Below are 16,083 nucleotides of genomic sequence, written 5' to 3'. Positions count from 1 at the left end.
GCCGCGCCCTTGCGGTGCACCGCCAGAATAGTGCCTAGCTTCACCATGACCGATGCACTTGAAAATCTGCGAAACGAAATTCGGGCGTGGCTCGCCGTTAATAGGCCAAATGACTGGCGGACAAGCGCCGACACACATGAAAAATTCGCAAAGGAACAGCGCGCCTGGTTCGCAAAATTGGTTGCAGGGGGCTATGCGATTCCACACTGGCCGAAGAAATGGCCTGGCGGTGGCCGCAGCCTTGCCGAGCAGAAAGTGATTTACGAGGAACTGGCCCGCGCCGACGCGCCACGACTGCTCTTGTCCTTCGTGTCGACCTACCACGCCTTCGCTACGCTTAACGAATGTGGCAGTGAGGAACAACAGGCGCGCTATCTGCCGAAAATCCTGAAGGGCGAGACATGGTGTCAGGGCTTTTCGGAACCTAACGCCGGATCCGATCTGGCCGCGATCAAGACCAAAGCCGTGCGCAAGGGGAACATATATGTCGTCGATGGCCAGAAAGTCTGGTCAACCATGGCTCAATATGCCGACAAATGTCTGCTGCTGACACGGACATCTTCAGAAGGGCCGAAGCAGGCTGGCATGACCTATTTGCTGATGGATATGAAATTACCGGGTGTAACCGTTCGTCCGATCCATCAGATTCAGGGCGATGAGGAATTTGCCGAAATCTTCCTGGATGGCGTGGAAATACCGGTCAGCGAACGCGTCGGGGATGAAGGAGACGGATGGGCGGTGGCGCAGGCCACGTTGGCATCCGAGCGCGGGCTGACCCTGATGGAATTGTCCTACCGCATGCGCGGCAATATGTATCGACTGGCCGAGACAGTCCGGGACCATGGCCGAGCGGACGATGCCGGCGTGTTGCGCGATCTTGGAAGGCTGGCTACCCAAGTTGATGCAGTCTGTGCGCTTTCCGACCATTTCCTGCAGAAGCGGATGGACGGCACCGAAGCGATCGGCGATGCCTCGATCGTGAAAAATGCCTATTCGCGCTGTCTTCGCGCCTGGGCCGACCTGGGTGTTCGGGTCGGCGGGATTGATGCCCAATATCGCGGGCCGATCACTTTTGGCGATCTCAACACCGGCAACTGGATGGCTGATTTCATGAACAGCTATGCCTGGACCATCGCGGGCGGCAGCGAAGAGGTTCAGCGCAATATCATCGCCGAACGCATGCTCGGCATGGCTCGCGAACCGAAAGGCTGGTCGCTGTGACAATTGAACTTTCCGAATTGCGTGATGCGGCGCAAAAGGCTTTTCCGGCGAGCCAGCTCAAGCCACCGCGCGATGAAAGCTGGCAGCTGATCGCTGAAATGGGCTGGCTGATGCTTGATCTGCCGGAGGATCTGGGAGGCCTGGGCCTCGAACGCGATGCCGTCGCGACCATCCACCATGAACTGGGGCGGGTGCTGCCGGCAGCACCCCTGATCCCGGCCCTGCTGGGGCTTCAGGGAATTGCCGCATCATCGACCCTCGTCGACAAGACAAGCTGGATAGAGCGGATTTGCGGCGGCGAATATATCCCGCTCCATATGCTGCCTGCAGCCGTTCAAAAGCAGGACGACGGAACCTATCACGGACGAGTTGCAGGTGTTTTTGAAGGCGACATGGCAAGCCATATTCTGGCAGAAATGGGTGATGTTTATACTCTGATCCCGCTCGACGCGCCCGGAGTAACCTTGCATGAACAACCGCTTTGGGATGAGAGCCGACGCCTTTTTGATATCGAGATGACCGGATATCAGATCGACCCATCTCTTGTCATAGCGGAAGGACCAGCCGTTCAGCGATTGCACGACAGCCTGTCGATCAGCACACATTTGGCGCTGTCTGCGGACAGCCTGGGAGCGGCAGGCGCGCTGCTCGACATGACAATCGAATATCTGAAAACGCGTAGGCAATTCGACCGGCCGCTCGCGATGTTTCAAGCGCTCAAGCACCGTGTAGCGGATCTCAAGGTAAAGCTGGTCGCGGGTGAAGCTTTATTCTGGAGTCGCATCGCCGGCGATCCCACGCCGCTTGAAATGGGCGCATTGAAGGCTCATTCGACTAGCATATTCAGGGATATAGCGGAAGAATCCATCCAGCTGCATGGCGGCATCGGCCTGACCGAAGAACATCCCTGCCACCTTTTCTTCAAGCGCGCTTTCCTCAACTGCCAATTGTGCGGCAATGAAGATCATTGGGATGAAGAGGCTGGTCGCCGGCTACTCGACGCCAACTGAATCTGGCGGAAGACGGCCGGGCGCAAAAGGCCCGTCAGGCAGGTTAACCAATATAGCGCGAAATAATATCTAGTGAGACAGGCCGGCGATCGCCCTGCCCCGTCGAAAGACGAAGGCAGGGGCGATTGCAATCAGGCCATTATTTCCTTAACCGCCGCGACGATATCCTCTGGCTGGACGATGAACGCAGTCTCGAGATTCTTGGCAAAGGGTACAGCACAGGTCGGACCACCAAGCCGTTTTACGGGTGCCTTGAGCTTGCCGAACAATTCCTCGCTCACTGTTGCAGCGATTTCACCGCCAGGACCGAAATTGCGCGATGCTTCGTGCGCAACCAGCAACCGGCCAGTCTTCTCGACGGATGCCAATACGGTTTCCTTATCCCACGGCGAAATCGTTCTGAGATCAATGATCTCTGCCGAGATGCCAGCTTCGGCAATTGCCTCGGCGGCAGCCATTGTGCGGATGGTTTGTGCCGACCAGGTAACGATGGTGACATCGGTGCCTTCCTGAACAACATTGGCTTTTCCGAGCGGAATCGGTCCCTGATCATCAGGCACGTCGTTCGGAATGAAAAATGTGCCACCCGCCTCGACGAAGATACAAGGGTCGGGATCCTGAATACAGGACAGCATCAGACCTTTATAATCAGCCGGGAATGCCGGACAGACAACCTTGATACCGGCGACATGGGCAAACCAGCCTTCGAGAAAATCGGAATGTTGCCCTGCAGTCTGCCAACCGGCACCGGTCAGCGTGCGAATGACAATCGGAACGCTTGTTTGTCCGCCGGACATGAAACGCAGCTTTGCCGCATGATTGACGATCATGTCCATCGCGACGGTTGTGAAATTCATCATCATGATTTCCGCGACAACCTTGTAACCGGCCATGGCGGCGCCGATGGCAGCGCCCATGATCGCCTGCTCGGCTATCGGCGTGCTCTTGACGCGGTCGTCACCAAATTTCGTCGACAGACCAGAGGTTATGCCAGTGATCCCGCCACCCTCTTTGTCACCGACATCTTCGCCCAGAACGAGCACCTTGTCATCTGCAGCCATTGCTTCGTGAAGCGCTGCGTTGATCGCCTGAACGGCGTGCATTTTCACCATCTCGCTCATGCCGGTATCTCCTCGGCGAATACGTCGCGACGCAATTCATCCAGCGAGGGAAGCTCGCTTTCAAGACCGAAGTCGCGCGCTTCCTCGACTTCTTTTTCGATTTTTTCCTGCATGTTCGTCAACTCTTCCTCAGTGGCATGACCTTCTGACACCAGACGCGCCCGGAGAGCCGGAAGCGGATCAGCAGCCATTGCCGCCTCTTTCTCTTCCTTGGTCATATATTTGTCGTCATCACCGATCACGTGACCCCGGAAACGGAATGTCATGCATTCGAGCAATGTCGGTCCCTCGCCTGCGCGCGCACGTTGGATCGCGGCCGAGGCATGGGCAAACATGTCATCAGGGTCATTGCCGTCGACGGTGAAGCCGGGCATGTTATATCCGACCGCGCGTTTTGAAATCTGGTCAACCGCTGTGCCGTCCTCATAGCGCGTATGTTCGGCAAACCGGTTGTTCGCACATACGAAGATGACCGGTAATTTCCAGAGCGAGGCCATGTTGAGCGATTCATGGAAGGCACCAATGTTGGAGGCGCCGTCGCCGAAATAGGCGATCACGACACGCTTGCTGCCATCGAGCTTGGCTGCCCAGCCGAGACCGTTCGCAATCGGCATTGAAGAGCCGACAATACCGGTGGTTACCATGATACCGGTTTCGGGATGGGTCATGTGCATCGCACCACCCTTGCCCTTGCAGGTTCCATCGACTCTGCCGGCTAGCTCAGCCCACAATGGCTTCAGCGGGATACCCTTGGCGACCATGTCCTGGATACCGCGATAGATCGTGCAGATCTGGTCCTCATCATTCAGGAAATGTGAGATGGTAGACGGGATGACTTCCTGCCCGCGTGCCGAATAATAGGGCATGGTGAGCCGGCCCCGGCGCATCGAAGCGAGAACGGCGTCCTCGTTGCGTTCGATGCGCAGCATCCGGCGGTAGATATCCACCAGATCCTCGCTGGCGGGTTTGGGTGCATTGCTGAGTTCGGCCATTGTTTCCCTCGAACTTCGTTAAAATCCTGCCGACAATCACGTCCTCTTGACCCAAGGTCAATCACGCAACTTGGAATATTGCAGGTTATCGCTCCCGCGTTGGTTTCTGCCAGTTGCCCAAAAGCATGGGATCAAAGTTGATTGTCGAGGCCAGCCGCATGCTTTGCCGCAATATAGCCGAAGGTCATGGCCGGACCAATGCTTGACCCGGCACCAGCATATATATTGCCCATCACCGAAGCGGTGCTCACACCGGTCGCGTACAGGCCGGCGATCGGTGTCCCGTATGCCTTCACGACGCGTCCTCTCTCGTCGGTCACGACGCCACCATAAGTACTGACATCTCCGGGTATGACAGGCACTGCGTAGAACGGACCCTGTTCGATACTGCCCATTGAACTCTGCTCGGAAAACGGATCGCCTACAAATCCGCAATTGTCATATTGCCGGGCACCTCGCTGGAAATCCTCGTCCTTGCCCAGCGCAACAAACCGATTCCAGCGACTTACGGTTTGAGCCAGCACTTCGGGATTGCTACCGATACTGGTCGCCAGTTCCTCCATCGTATCGGCTCGATGCAAATAGCCACTTTCGAGCCAGCCTTCGGGGATTTTCTTGTCGATATATTTGTCCGCAACCTTGTATTTTTCGACATATTGCCGGTCAAAAATCGCCCAGCTCGGGATCGCCGGTGTCTGTTCATTTCTCTTGCGCATATTCTCGCAATATAATTCGTAGGAACCGCCTTCATTCATATAGCGCTCGCCAGACTGGTCGACCAGGATCGCATGCGGCTTGCCGGTCAGGCCCTGTGCGCCGGGCGCCACATAAGCTTTGTCCCAACCGGGCGCGAGCGTCGACTGATAGCCGACAAGCTGATCCATTTGGGCGAGGACACCGCCGACACGTTCCAGTTCGCAAATCATCTCACCGGTATCGCCTTCGGGTGTTTGCGACCATTTCGCACGCGTACCCGGCGCATATTTGTCGCGCATTTCCTGGTTTTGCGAAAAGCCGCCGGCGTTGACCAGCACACCAAAGCGCGCGCCAATTTTCTTGATCGCGCCATCGGTTTCGACTGTCACACCAACGACTTTACCATCTTCGATCAACAATTCCGAAACCGGACTATTCAGCCTGATTTCCGCACCGGCATCCAGTGCTGCCTTCAGCATTCGTCCCTGCAGTGCTGCACCGGCGGTGGTGAACTTGCGGCCCAATAGCTTGTCGCGGACAGTCCGCAAAATTATCTTGAGCAGTATTTTTTTGGCACCGGGATTTGTCCGCATATGACCCGATTCCATCGCGTCACCGAGCAGAACGTTGAATTCGGCAAATCCTGGCCGCAACTTGTCAGCCATCGGGCCGAGTTCCTTCAGATTAAATGGTTCGGCGACCACTGTTCGCGAAGTCTTGCACCCCCCTGGTAGCTCGTCATAATAATCAGGCCAGAAAACAGGGCCCCGCCGCAGTTTCACTCCCTGTTCAACCAGAAAATCAACCGCCCGTGGAGCTTCGGTCAGATAGGCGCGGCGCTTTTCGCTCGATGTCCCGGGAGCCTCGCCACCATCCAGTTCCTGCAGGCGATCAAGATAGGTCATCGCTGCCTCGACGCTGTCATTCTCGCCATCCGCTTGCATGAACCGGTTGGCGGGAATCCACATCACACCACCGGACTTGGCCGTCGTGCCGCCAGCCAATCCGGTCTTCTCGACAATGAGCACCGATTTTCCGGCCTGCCGCATCACGAGCGCCGAACTGAAGGATCCAGCCCCGCTCCCAACCACAACCCAGTCGTAAGTCTCATCAAAATCTGCCATATTCCGCTCCCTCAGCCTGACCAAGCATAGTCAGTTAAGACGACTTACCCTATGCGCGACAAGGATTATCGCGGGTGCGACGTTTGTATATCGCACCAGCGTGATAGAAGGTCGAAAAAGGACGGATGCCGATGACTCATGATTTGCCCCAACTCGATACGATCAAGCTTCAACGAGACGGACGTTTGCTCACCATCGCCTTCAACCGCCCCGATGCCTTGAATGCTTTCGACCAGACCATGCATGACGAATTCCCGGCGGCTCTCGCTTTCGCGCGGGACGACGAATTGTCCGATGTCATCCTGTTGACCGGCCAGGGCAAGGCTTTTTCGGCGGGCGGCGACTTCGCCCATATTCAGAATAACGCCGACAATCCCGAATGCTTTGATCATGAAATAGAAATGGCGCGGCAAATTGTCGAAACACTGATCGATATCGAAAAACCGGTTGTTTGCCGGATGAACGGGCATGCTGTCGGGCTCGGCGCAACCGTCGCTTTGCTGTGCGACATAATTTTCGCTTCGGACAAGGCGAAGATCGGCGATCCGCATGTCAATATCGGCCTGGTTGCGGGCGATGGCGGCGCGATAGCCTGGCCGCAAAGGATCGGGCTAACCCGGGCCAAGGAATATTTGCTGACCGGCGACCTTATCGCCGCAGAGAAAGCTGTAGAGATCGGCCTGATCAACCAGGCATTTGATCCGGCCGGGTTGGATGGTGCCATTGCGGAACTTTGCAACAAACTGCTCGCCAAACCGCAATTTGCCCTGCGCAAGACCAAAGCGCTGACCAATATTGAGCTCAAGCGCCTGTCGGGCGCGCTCCTGTTACCCGGCATGAAATGGGAGTCAGAATCGGTACGCGACGGCGATCACCGCGAAGCAATTACTGCCATGATCGAGAAACGACCACCGGTTTTCCAGCGGGATTGATCCGTCAGGCGCTTTCTTTTTTCGACCCGGCAAGCGTCACCCGCGACTGGCTGAGGATCAGAGCCAGATCATCATTGGCCGACGCGATCCCCTTGCGGAAGGTCGCAAAGCCGTGGATTGTACCCCGCATCTCGTGGAATGCTACTTCGCAACCCGATTGCACCAGCTTTGCTCCAAAAGCGCGGCCTTCGTCGCGCAAGGGATCCAGCGATGCGGTTGCGAGTACGGTCGGCGCCAGACCGGAAAGCTCGGCTTGCAGTGGGCTATGCCGCCAGTCATCCGGATTGCCGTCATAATGTTCATTGAACAGCGCCATATCCGCTTTGTCGAGGCCATAGCCTTCCGAAAAGGCGGCGCGGGAAGGATAGTCTCGAGTCACATCGGTGCCCGGATAGAGAAGCAGTTGCTGGACGACCGGATATTTGGCCGGCCTGTCGCGCAGCGCCAAGGCGGTCACGATCGCAAGATTTCCGCCAGCACTGTCGCCGCACAGGATCAGTCCGTCAAACTTTCGCTCAAGTACTGCCTCATTTTCGGCAATCCAGCGCGCGGCGGCCTCGGCATCGTCGGGTGCGGCCGGCCATGGGGCTTCGGGTGCGAGCCGGTATTCGACCGAGATGACGGGCAGATCAAGTTGCCGCGCTATCTCCGCCGACAGGCTGGCATGGGTTCCGATCGAACCGACGCAAAAGCCACCGCCATGATAAAACACGACCACCGGCCCTGCGGCCCGGCTTGCGCGCGGGTCGAACAGGCGCAGCGCTATTGTCCCGGCGGGGCCCGGCATCTCCAGTTCACGATCGACAGCCAGTTCACCGACCGGCAAATCGGCAGCCGCCATGACCTCCGGAGGAAGCGTGCGGATCATCGCAATCATTTCGGTGGTGAAGGTCGGTCGTGGCTGGGCTTTTAATTGCTCAAGATAGGCCTGCACATCAGGCCGGACAAAAATTTCTTCCGACAAATCGTTTCTCCATTGATCGTATGAATCGGCTTTCGCGGACAATTTTCTGGACCCCGACCACTATAGGTCACGATGTCTGCGGTTAAAGTTCTTAGTCCCGAAACGGCCAGCATTCGCCGGAGCGATGAGTTGGCAAAAGCCGCAACCACCCTTGTAGCATATGGAAACATTGAACAGGATATTGGCCGGTCGCAAGAAAGAATTCCCATGCCGCTATCCCCCGATATTCTGTTCACCCCCTTCCGGTTGAAAACGCTCGAACTCAAGAACCGGATCGTGATGGCGCCAATGACACGCGGTTTCGCCGAGGGTGGTCTGGTCGGAAAACCGCAGTCAGATTATTATCGCCGAAGGGCCGAGGGGCAAGTCGGTCTGATCCTGACCGAGGGCACTGTGGTGGATCGCCCCGCGTCCCGCAACGAAGCCGGCATACCCTATTTTTACGGCGAAGCGCTGGAAGGTTGGCGAGAGACAGCCGATGCCGTGCATGCAGCGGATGGCAAAATCGCTCCACAAATCTGGCATGTGGGTTCGGTCAAGAGCAGCTCCACTGAATATGAGCCTGACGTTCCTTTCGAAAGCCCTTCGGGGCTTTTCGCACCAGGACAGGCGCGTGGCGTGGTGATGAGCGAAGAGGATATCGCCGACACCATCGCCGCCTTTGCGCAAGCCGCCGGCAATGCCAGGCGGCTCGGGTTCGATGCCGTCGAAGTTCACGGGGCGCATGGCTATTTGGTTGACCAGTTCTTCTGGTCCGGGACCAACAAACGCACTGACGGATGGGGAGGCCCCACGCTCAGGGAACGGTCACGTTTTGCCGCCGAGATAATTGCGGCGATCAGGCAGACGGTTGGACCAGATTTCCCGCTTATCCTGAGGGTTAGCCAATGGAAACAGCAGCAACTGGAAGCGCGTCTGGCCGAGACGCCGGAGGCGATGTCCGACTGGCTGGTTCCGCTGGTTGAAGCTGGTGTCGACATCCTCCATTGTTCGCAGCGGCGCTTCTGGGAACCGGAATTTCCCGAGGTGGACGGCGCGCAAGGATTGAACTTTGCCGGCTGGGCCAAAAAACTGACGGGTGCCGCGACAATCAGCGTTGGCTCGGTTGGTTTGGCGAGCGATTTTATCAACGTATTTTCGGGTGCAACGGCCGAACCGGCCGGTATCGACGGGTTGATCGAACGGATGGAGCGCGAGGAATTCGACCTGATCGCCGTCGGACGCGTACTGATCACCGAGCCCGATTGGGTAGAAAAGGTCCGCACAGGCAGGTTCAACGAAATGCAGACATTCGATCCTGCTGCGCTGCACCGGCTATACTGACCGACAGCCACCCAATGGGAAACCCCAAGGTGTGAAGTCGCAATTCGTCAGGATGCCGACCCAAGAAAGCCGGCTCCCTGAAGCACCGAGGATTTTGTTCTCCGTTCAATAACCGCGCGTATCGACCCAGTCGTCCTTCTCTCCCGGCTTGTAGGTCTTTCCCGGGGTTCTGCCCGATTTGGTCTTGAGGTCGAAGCCGATGGGATCGGCCCCACCTTCGATTTCCACACCAAAGGCTGACAGCGCCCAGCTCGTCATCACATAATGGCCAATGGTGAAGACCAGATCCATCATCTGCTTTGTGTCGAAATGGCTGGCGAGCACGTCCCATGTCCGATCGGACAAATTGCCGCCGGACGTCAATTCTTCTACCGCGTCGAGAACCGCCTTCTCGACTTCGCTCCATTCGCCGCCTTCGGGATAGTCGCGAATGGCTTCGATTTCTTCAAGAGACAGGCCGGCATTCATCCCGTAACCGACGTGATTGTGCCATTCGTAGGCGGATTTCGCCTTCACAGCGACCCGCAAGATGATAATCTCGAGGATGCGGGACGACAATGTGTTGCCCATCAGCAAATGCTTGCCCCAGATATTATAGGCCTTGCCCAGATCCGGGTGATTGCCCATCACATTCATGATGTTGGTCTTGGAGCCTTCCTCCCAGGCATTGGGCTCTCCCCAGAAGGCAAAAACCTCTCTGGTATCATCGGTCCATTCTTCCCGCGGCACATGGTTGATGCGTGGTTTTATGTCGGTCATGGTTATAATCCTTCAAACAAGATTGTGCGATAATCTGCGGCCATTTTGCGATCCGCCATAGCGGCCTGATATTCCGGACTCTCGTACCAGCCACGGGCGTCTTCGATTGTAGGGAATTCGAGCAGCACAACGCCATCAGCTTCCTTCCCTTCCAGCGTTTCGGTGAATTGATAAACCGACAATGGCTTGATTCCGAAACGCGTTGCATATCCTTCCGCATTGGCCTGGTTGGCGGCACTGTAATCCTCCATTTTCTCGGTATTTTTCACCGGCTCCTCGCGAATGAAAATCATATAGGCTGGCATGAATAGTTCCTTTCAATCAATGTCCCATACCGGGCTCGCTATCCCGCTCCAGGTCGGCCAGAGCCGCATCATGGTCCTTCCGGTAGGTCCGACTTGCCAGACCGAAGCAGATGGCGGCAGGAATATAGACAGTTAGCGCTAGCATAAGAGAAAAACGCAGCGATTCCTCTCCATATATCGGACGGAGCAAGTCGCTTATCTGGCCGATGAAAACCGGCCCCAGGCCGAGACCGACCAGATTGATGGCAAACATGGCGCAGGCCGCTGAAGTTGCTCTGGCCCAGACCGGGGCCAGCGTCGTCGCCATGTAGAGCATCGGCGCGGCGAAAAGGCCGGTCAGAAACACCTGAATGCCAAAGAAGGGAAAGGCGAGATTGGCGGGGCCGTTCAGCGCCAGGAGTACCATGAGGACGGCCAACGCTCCGGTAACGATCGGTGTCCACAAATGCCAGCGCAGGTCCTTGCGCCCGAGAAAGTCCGCCAAGGGCCCGCCACTGAGATGCCCGAGGACCGATCCCGTTGCCAGCGCTGCGCCTAGCTTGGCACCAATTTCGGTCGAGGGGAGGCCGTGCGTCCGTTCAAGAAAGGCCGGTACCCAGGCCTGCAAGCCCATTCCGATCAGCGCCATGAGTGTCGCCGCCAGCATCATCAGCGGCAGGGATCGAATCCCCCATAAGGCGGCGATTGTCTTGCCAAAGGGCGGCTGGTCGAATTTCTGGCTGATACCGTCCGCCATGCCCGCGCGGACTTCTTTCACGGTCAACATCAGCAGCGGTGCAATTATCAGTCCGGGAATGCCGGCGAGAATGAATGTCCAGCGCCATCCATATTCCACTACGGCCCAGCCAGCGAATGCCAGACCCAGCCCCATTCCGATCGGCGCGCCGAGCAGATAGATCGACATGGCGGTACCGCGTTGGCGGCGCGGAAAATAGTCGGCGAGCAACGCCTGCATCGGGGCACTTCCGCCGGCCTCGCCAAACCCGACTCCCACTCGTGCCAGGAACAATTGCCAGAAGTTGGTGGCCAGACCGCAAACCACGGTCATCGCGCTCCAGGTAGCAATCGCGATGCTGACCACGCCGCGGCGTGACCATCGGTCAGCGAGCCGTGCTGCAGGAATGGCAGTGATCGTATAGATCATCGCAAATGCCAGTCCCGTCAGCAGACCCAGTTGCTGATCCGTCAGATCGAACTCGCGCCGGATCGGTTCGACCAGCATCGTCAGAATCTGGCGGTCCATGTAACTGGTTGCTCCAACCAGCATCGCCATCAGGAGAACCCATGTGCGGCGGGACAGCGAGGGAATGGCTCGTTCGGTGTTAGCGCTGATTGACGGGTTCATCTTCTTTCTCTTTTTCGATCACGCAGCTACATCGGAGCCGTGTCGTCAGTCGGGCGGATGAGGATTTGGGAAACATTGGCGCGGCGCGGCAGGCCAATGATGAACATTATGGCGTCGGCGATATCGGAAGGCTGCATCACGCCCGCGCGCGCCACATGGTGGCGCATGGCATCGCGCATCTCCGGGTCCGAGATCCCTTCGGCCACTTCTGTTTCGGTCGCGCCCGGTTCGATGATCGAAACGCGCACACCATATCCACCCATTTCCTGACGCAGGCCCTCGGTGAACCCGGTCAGGCCGAACTTGCTTGTCGAATAGGCTCCCATCAATCCTGCCGCCCGGCGGCCAGCGGTGGAGGAGATGTTGATGATGTCGCCCTCGCCCTGCGCCTTCATCTGCGGCAGAGCGGCCTTGCAAATATATATTGTCCCCATCAGATTGATATCTATCACCCGCTGCCACTGGTCGATTGACAGGCTCTCCAGTCCGCCGGCCTCGATGATCCCGGCCGAATTGACAAGAATATCGATCCGCCCGAATTTTTCGATGCTATCCGCGACCATCCGCAATGCGTCTGCTTCTCGAGATACGTCACCCGCGACGACAAAGACCTTGCCTCCGCTATCGGCAATCTCGCTGGCCAGCACAGCAAGCTTGTCTGCCCGCCGGGCAGCCACCACAACCTCGGCTCCAGCAGCAGCCAGTGCTCGCGCCGCCATTTCGCCGATGCCCGACGATGCCCCGGTCACCAGAGCCACTTTACCCGCTAGTTGCTGGTTCAGACCAACCTCCTCTTCTTCAAACATGGTCAGGCAAATTGCCCGACGACTTGCGGCAAATCGGCGGTGGTGCGAATGCCGGCCGGAGCGGCGCATAGGGCTGGCACGGCGTTGACTGCGCGATGGGCCGTCAGTCCCGGCGTAAAAGCCGCATAATCTGCTGGCGCAACCGGGAAGGAAATCATCACGTCGAGCGGCGTGTCGCCATCAACGCATATTCGCCAGCCGGATTCGCGCAGGTCCCAATCGCCATTTTCAATGCGATCCGAAGCATACCAGTTGGCCCGGAAACGAAAACGCACCCGATCGGCGGAAATGCCTGAAATGGTGATGCGCTGGGCGGCGATATTCCCCTTTTCAATCGTTCCGGCGGCTATGTTGACGGTTTCGCTGGCGGGAGAATATTCGCCATGCGCTTCCCAGCGGTCGATATGGATTCCACTGGCCTCGGCGATCTGCGCCAGCGAAGCGGCGAAATCCTGTTTTACGAAATCAGCTGCGGCTTGATTGAACGCGCTCATCGGCTTTCCAAATCCCATGACTTCGAACAACAGCTGCGGCGAATTGCGCGAACCGACGTCGGCAAATTCGTCGATTGTCAGACAATCGAGCCGGCGCGACAGTGACAGTAACGGAATTGCAAGAGCTTCGGTGACGAAGCCGGGACTGGAACCCGTGCTGTAAATCGATGCGTCGCCTTCGCGGCAAGCCTGTTCGATCTTGTTTCTGGCCTCTTCGTCCATGAACGGCGGGTGATGAAAATCTCCCCTGGTGGTCACCACATTCTTTCCGGAGGCAAGCAACTGGCAAAGCTCATCGATATCCGTGCCTTGGCGCATATAGAGCACACAATCTGCGTCCTGCGCGATCAGCTCCGATGCGGAATTTGTCGAGACGATACCCGTTGCGGCTTCGAGCCCGCAAAGCGCCGCAGCATCGCGACCGACCTTTTCTGCCGAACTGACCCAGACACCGACCAGCGCCAGTCCGGGATGCTCGATAACGGCCCGCAGGGAACGTCCACCGATATTGCCCGTGGCCCATTGGATTATTTTCAATGGTTGTCGCACGCCCATCTCTGTTTTCCCACCATCACCCCGCTAATATTTGAACCCGGCGGAAATGCCCCATGTTCCAGGGCTGGCCCAGACACTGCCAATACCCAGGGTATTGAACAACACCTGCGACTGATAGCTGCTGTTGGTCACGTTATCGCCGAACACAGAGACCGAGAACCGGTCTGTCGCATCTTTCCATTCTGCTCGCAGCGACAGGAGTTCATATCCCTTTTGCCGAAATTGCTGCTCGGGATCGAAAAAGAAGGATGAGGTATAATAGAGGTTTCCGGAGAAGGTCAGACCACCGCTATCGCCGAGATCGACTGCATAGCTCGCACCCAGATTGCCGGTGAATTCAGGCGCACGTTGCATCTTGAATCCCGAAGCATCTGTGGTCGTCTGGACCAGTGCCCCGGGGCCAAAGCCCCCCAATGACTGCGGCACGCACCACAAAGGCGTCAGCGCGGCAGCTGCGGGATCGCAAAAGCTGTAAAATGGCGCGTTGGTGAAGGATTTGTACCGTGCATGCGTCCAGGAAGCCCCGGCGAAGATATTGAAGGCATCGGTGGCGCGAAATTGCACCTGCCCCTCCAGACCATAAATTTCCGAAGTTGCGGCATTGCGGATTTGTGCTGCACCATTTTGGAAACTCGATACCTGCAAATTCTTATAGTCATAAAAGAAGCCAGCGAGATCCACGGAAAGACGGCTGCCGGCATATTTGTAACCCAATTCGAAGGCATCAATTTCCTCGGGCTCGACCGGCTGCTGCGAAAGGCCACCGACGTTGAGAATGCCTGCCTTGTATCCGCGGGTATAGGAGGCATAAAGGCTTGATTCGTCATCGGGCTTGAACCGGATGACAGCGCGCGGGGTGAAGCTGTCATTCTTGAGCTTGTCAACCGGGATCCGGGTTCCGGGAGCACCGGTAAAGGGCACGGTTTCCCCGTTTGGACCGATATAGCTCGTGGTGAACGGATTGGCCGTAAAATAGGAATCGTCCACAATATCATGGCTGTAACGCCCCCCGGCCGTCAGGAAAAGCCGGTCGGTCAGTTCGTATGTTACATCCAGAAAAGCCGCATAGGATGTTGTTGTCGTACTGGATCCGCCAAAATCGAAAAAGGGTGCCAGGCCGAAGGACGCGTCGACATCCCACGTGTCCCTTATCCGGAAATAGTTCAGGCCTGCCGTCCATTGCAGACGTCCACCCGGCTTGGAATTGAGCAGGAATTCCTGCGACCAGGTTTCATCATCGACGCCCACGAAAATGTTGAAAAACGGGAGCGCTGTGGCATCCAGATCACCAAAATAGGGTGACTGGTCGTCGCGATACTGGGAATAGGATGTCAGCTCGGCAAAGCCCAGATCAGCGCTCAGGGTTATCTGCGCGGTATCGCTGTTGGTCCGAAAACTTTGTGGCGGATTGAGCATAGTCTCGCCGGGTTTTGTCGCAAAGCTGCCTTGCGGAGCGAAATAATATACCAGCGGCAATCCCTGTGAACTGTTCGCGCCATATATTGCCTGACCGGCGGCAGAAACCTGCGACAGAAAACCGGCCTCACCGGTCTGGTCAACGAAAGCGTTGACGAGCTGCGTGGTTGGATCACGCGATTCCGTATGCGTGTAGCGCAGCAAGATTGAAACTGCATCGGACAATTCTGCCTTGATGCCGGTCCGCACTGACCAGTTCTGGAAATTTCCAATCTCGTTGTCACCGCTGGCAAGATCGGTGAAATAACCATCCCCTCTGCGGAACTGTCCCTCAATATCCATGGCGATCGTATCGCTTAGCCCTGTGGTACCATAGGCCTGAAGCGTCACTGCATTGTAGCGGCCATAGCCCGCCTTGACTTCGGCCGCCGTTTCGAAAGACGGCTCTGCGGTCGTCACCAGGATCGCACCGCCGGTCGTATTCCGGCCGAACAAAGTTCCCTGCGGCCCCTTCAGCACCTGTATATTGTCGACCTTGAGCAAATCGAAATCCGAGACATAGGTGTTCGATTGAAAGAAGCCATCGACATATATGCCGACATTCGGTCCGCCACCGGAAGTTGTAATGGCAGTGCCGACACCGCGAATGGTCGGTTGAACCGCCGGCCCCTGGGAATCAAAACGCAAGGACGGGGTCAGTTTCGCAATATCCGAAAGTTCCCGCACGCCCGCTGCATCGAGACGCTTGTTATCGAGCAACGTGATACTGATCGGGACGTCGACCGATGCTTCCTCACGCCGCTGGGCCGTGACAACAATGATGCCGTCATTCTCCTGCTCGACCGCGTCGCGATCTTCCTGCGCAAGCGCGGGCTGCAACGATGTTGTACAAAGCAGCGAAACAAACATTGTCCGCCGAAGCGCCAGTAATCTCATGTGTACATCCTCTAGTTCGTGGGCTTCAAATGATTGCCCTTTGCGCAAACTTGCCGCGCTTTGAACAGAAAGGTCACCTGCAAA

At 57.1% G+C, this 16,083-nt stretch carries 14 protein-coding genes; 4 read left to right on the top strand and 10 right to left on the bottom strand.

The genetic code is table 11. The features are described from left to right. The first annotated feature begins 45 nt into the window (after positions 1-45). Positions 46-1,221, top strand: coding sequence for an acyl-CoA dehydrogenase family protein (locus AZE99_RS00965; RefSeq protein ID WP_067197155.1), 1,176 nt, complete (start codon positions 46-48; stop codon positions 1,219-1,221). Continuing rightward, positions 1,218-2,231: an acyl-CoA dehydrogenase family protein gene (locus AZE99_RS00960; RefSeq protein ID WP_231862659.1), complete on the top strand. Its 1,014-nt coding sequence runs from the start codon at positions 1,218-1,220 to the stop codon at positions 2,229-2,231. Before AZE99_RS00965 ends, AZE99_RS00960 begins: the two co-directional genes overlap by 4 nt. A 131-nt stretch (positions 2,232-2,362) precedes the next feature. Here the strand turns inward: AZE99_RS00960 and AZE99_RS00955 are convergent, their stop codons facing one another. The 3 genes from AZE99_RS00955 to AZE99_RS00945 form a co-directional block, all read right to left on the bottom strand. Further along, positions 2,363-3,352 carry an alpha-ketoacid dehydrogenase subunit beta gene (locus tag AZE99_RS00955; protein ID WP_067197152.1) on the bottom strand — a complete coding sequence of 330 codons (990 nt, stop codon included), beginning with the start codon at positions 3,350-3,352 and terminating at the stop codon, positions 2,363-2,365. Continuing rightward, complete coding sequence (locus tag AZE99_RS00950; protein WP_067197149.1) at positions 3,349-4,344, bottom strand: thiamine pyrophosphate-dependent dehydrogenase E1 component subunit alpha; 996 nt, start codon at positions 4,342-4,344, stop codon at positions 3,349-3,351. Before AZE99_RS00950 ends, AZE99_RS00955 begins: the two co-directional genes overlap by 4 nt. Before the next feature lie 131 nt (positions 4,345-4,475). Beyond that, positions 4,476-6,164 carry an FAD-binding protein gene (locus AZE99_RS00945; protein ID WP_067197147.1) on the bottom strand — a complete coding sequence of 563 codons (1,689 nt, stop codon included), beginning with the start codon at positions 6,162-6,164 and terminating at the stop codon, positions 4,476-4,478. Positions 6,165-6,295: 131 nt separating this feature from the next. Here AZE99_RS00945 and AZE99_RS00940 point away from each other — a divergent pair, with 131 nt between their 5' ends. Continuing rightward, the gene (locus AZE99_RS00940; RefSeq protein WP_067203145.1) at positions 6,296-7,096 is read left to right on the top strand and encodes an enoyl-CoA hydratase/isomerase family protein; all 801 of its coding nucleotides are present in this window, start codon (positions 6,296-6,298) and stop codon (positions 7,094-7,096) included. Between the two features lie 4 nt (positions 7,097-7,100). On the opposite strand, the gene AZE99_RS00935 is transcribed toward AZE99_RS00940, so the two are convergent. Next, positions 7,101-8,060, bottom strand: a complete 960-nt coding sequence (locus AZE99_RS00935) for an alpha/beta hydrolase (protein ID WP_231862658.1) — start codon at positions 8,058-8,060, stop codon at positions 7,101-7,103. A gap of 207 nt (positions 8,061-8,267) precedes the next feature. Here AZE99_RS00935 and AZE99_RS00930 point away from each other — a divergent pair, with 207 nt between their 5' ends. Then, positions 8,268-9,383: an NADH:flavin oxidoreductase gene (locus AZE99_RS00930; RefSeq protein ID WP_067203140.1), complete on the top strand. Its 1,116-nt coding sequence runs from the start codon at positions 8,268-8,270 to the stop codon at positions 9,381-9,383. A 105-nt stretch (positions 9,384-9,488) separates the two neighbouring features. Here the strand turns inward: AZE99_RS00930 and AZE99_RS00925 are convergent, their stop codons facing one another. From AZE99_RS00925 to AZE99_RS00900, 6 genes are read right to left on the bottom strand one after another with little or no spacing between them, the layout of a single operon-like run. Then, positions 9,489-10,142 (bottom strand): carboxymuconolactone decarboxylase family protein, encoded by a 654-nt coding sequence (locus tag AZE99_RS00925; protein ID WP_067197144.1) that lies wholly within the window; start codon positions 10,140-10,142, stop codon positions 9,489-9,491. A gap of 2 nt (positions 10,143-10,144) precedes the next feature. Beyond that, positions 10,145-10,447: a DUF1330 domain-containing protein gene (locus AZE99_RS00920; protein ID WP_067197141.1), complete on the bottom strand. Its 303-nt coding sequence runs from the start codon at positions 10,445-10,447 to the stop codon at positions 10,145-10,147. Between the two features lie 16 nt (positions 10,448-10,463). Beyond that, positions 10,464-11,792, bottom strand: coding sequence for a spinster family MFS transporter (locus AZE99_RS00915; RefSeq protein ID WP_067197138.1), 1,329 nt, complete (start codon positions 11,790-11,792; stop codon positions 10,464-10,466). A gap of 26 nt (positions 11,793-11,818) precedes the next feature. Next, complete coding sequence (locus AZE99_RS00910) at positions 11,819-12,598, bottom strand: SDR family oxidoreductase (RefSeq protein WP_067197136.1); 780 nt, start codon at positions 12,596-12,598, stop codon at positions 11,819-11,821. A gap of 2 nt (positions 12,599-12,600) precedes the next feature. Beyond that, positions 12,601-13,647, bottom strand: a complete 1,047-nt coding sequence (locus tag AZE99_RS00905) for an NAD(P)H-dependent amine dehydrogenase family protein (RefSeq protein WP_231862657.1) — start codon at positions 13,645-13,647, stop codon at positions 12,601-12,603. A 24-nt stretch (positions 13,648-13,671) separates the two neighbouring features. Then, a complete protein-coding gene (locus AZE99_RS00900) occupies positions 13,672-15,999 on the bottom strand; it encodes a TonB-dependent receptor (RefSeq protein WP_067197134.1) in 2,328 nt (775 codons plus the stop codon). Between the last annotated feature and the right edge of the window lie 84 nt (positions 16,000-16,083).

It is taken from the genome of Sphingorhabdus sp. M41 (assembly GCF_001586275.1).
GTDB lineage: Bacteria > Pseudomonadota > Alphaproteobacteria > Sphingomonadales > Sphingomonadaceae > Parasphingorhabdus.
This window is presented reverse-complemented; position numbering and strand designations above follow the sequence as displayed.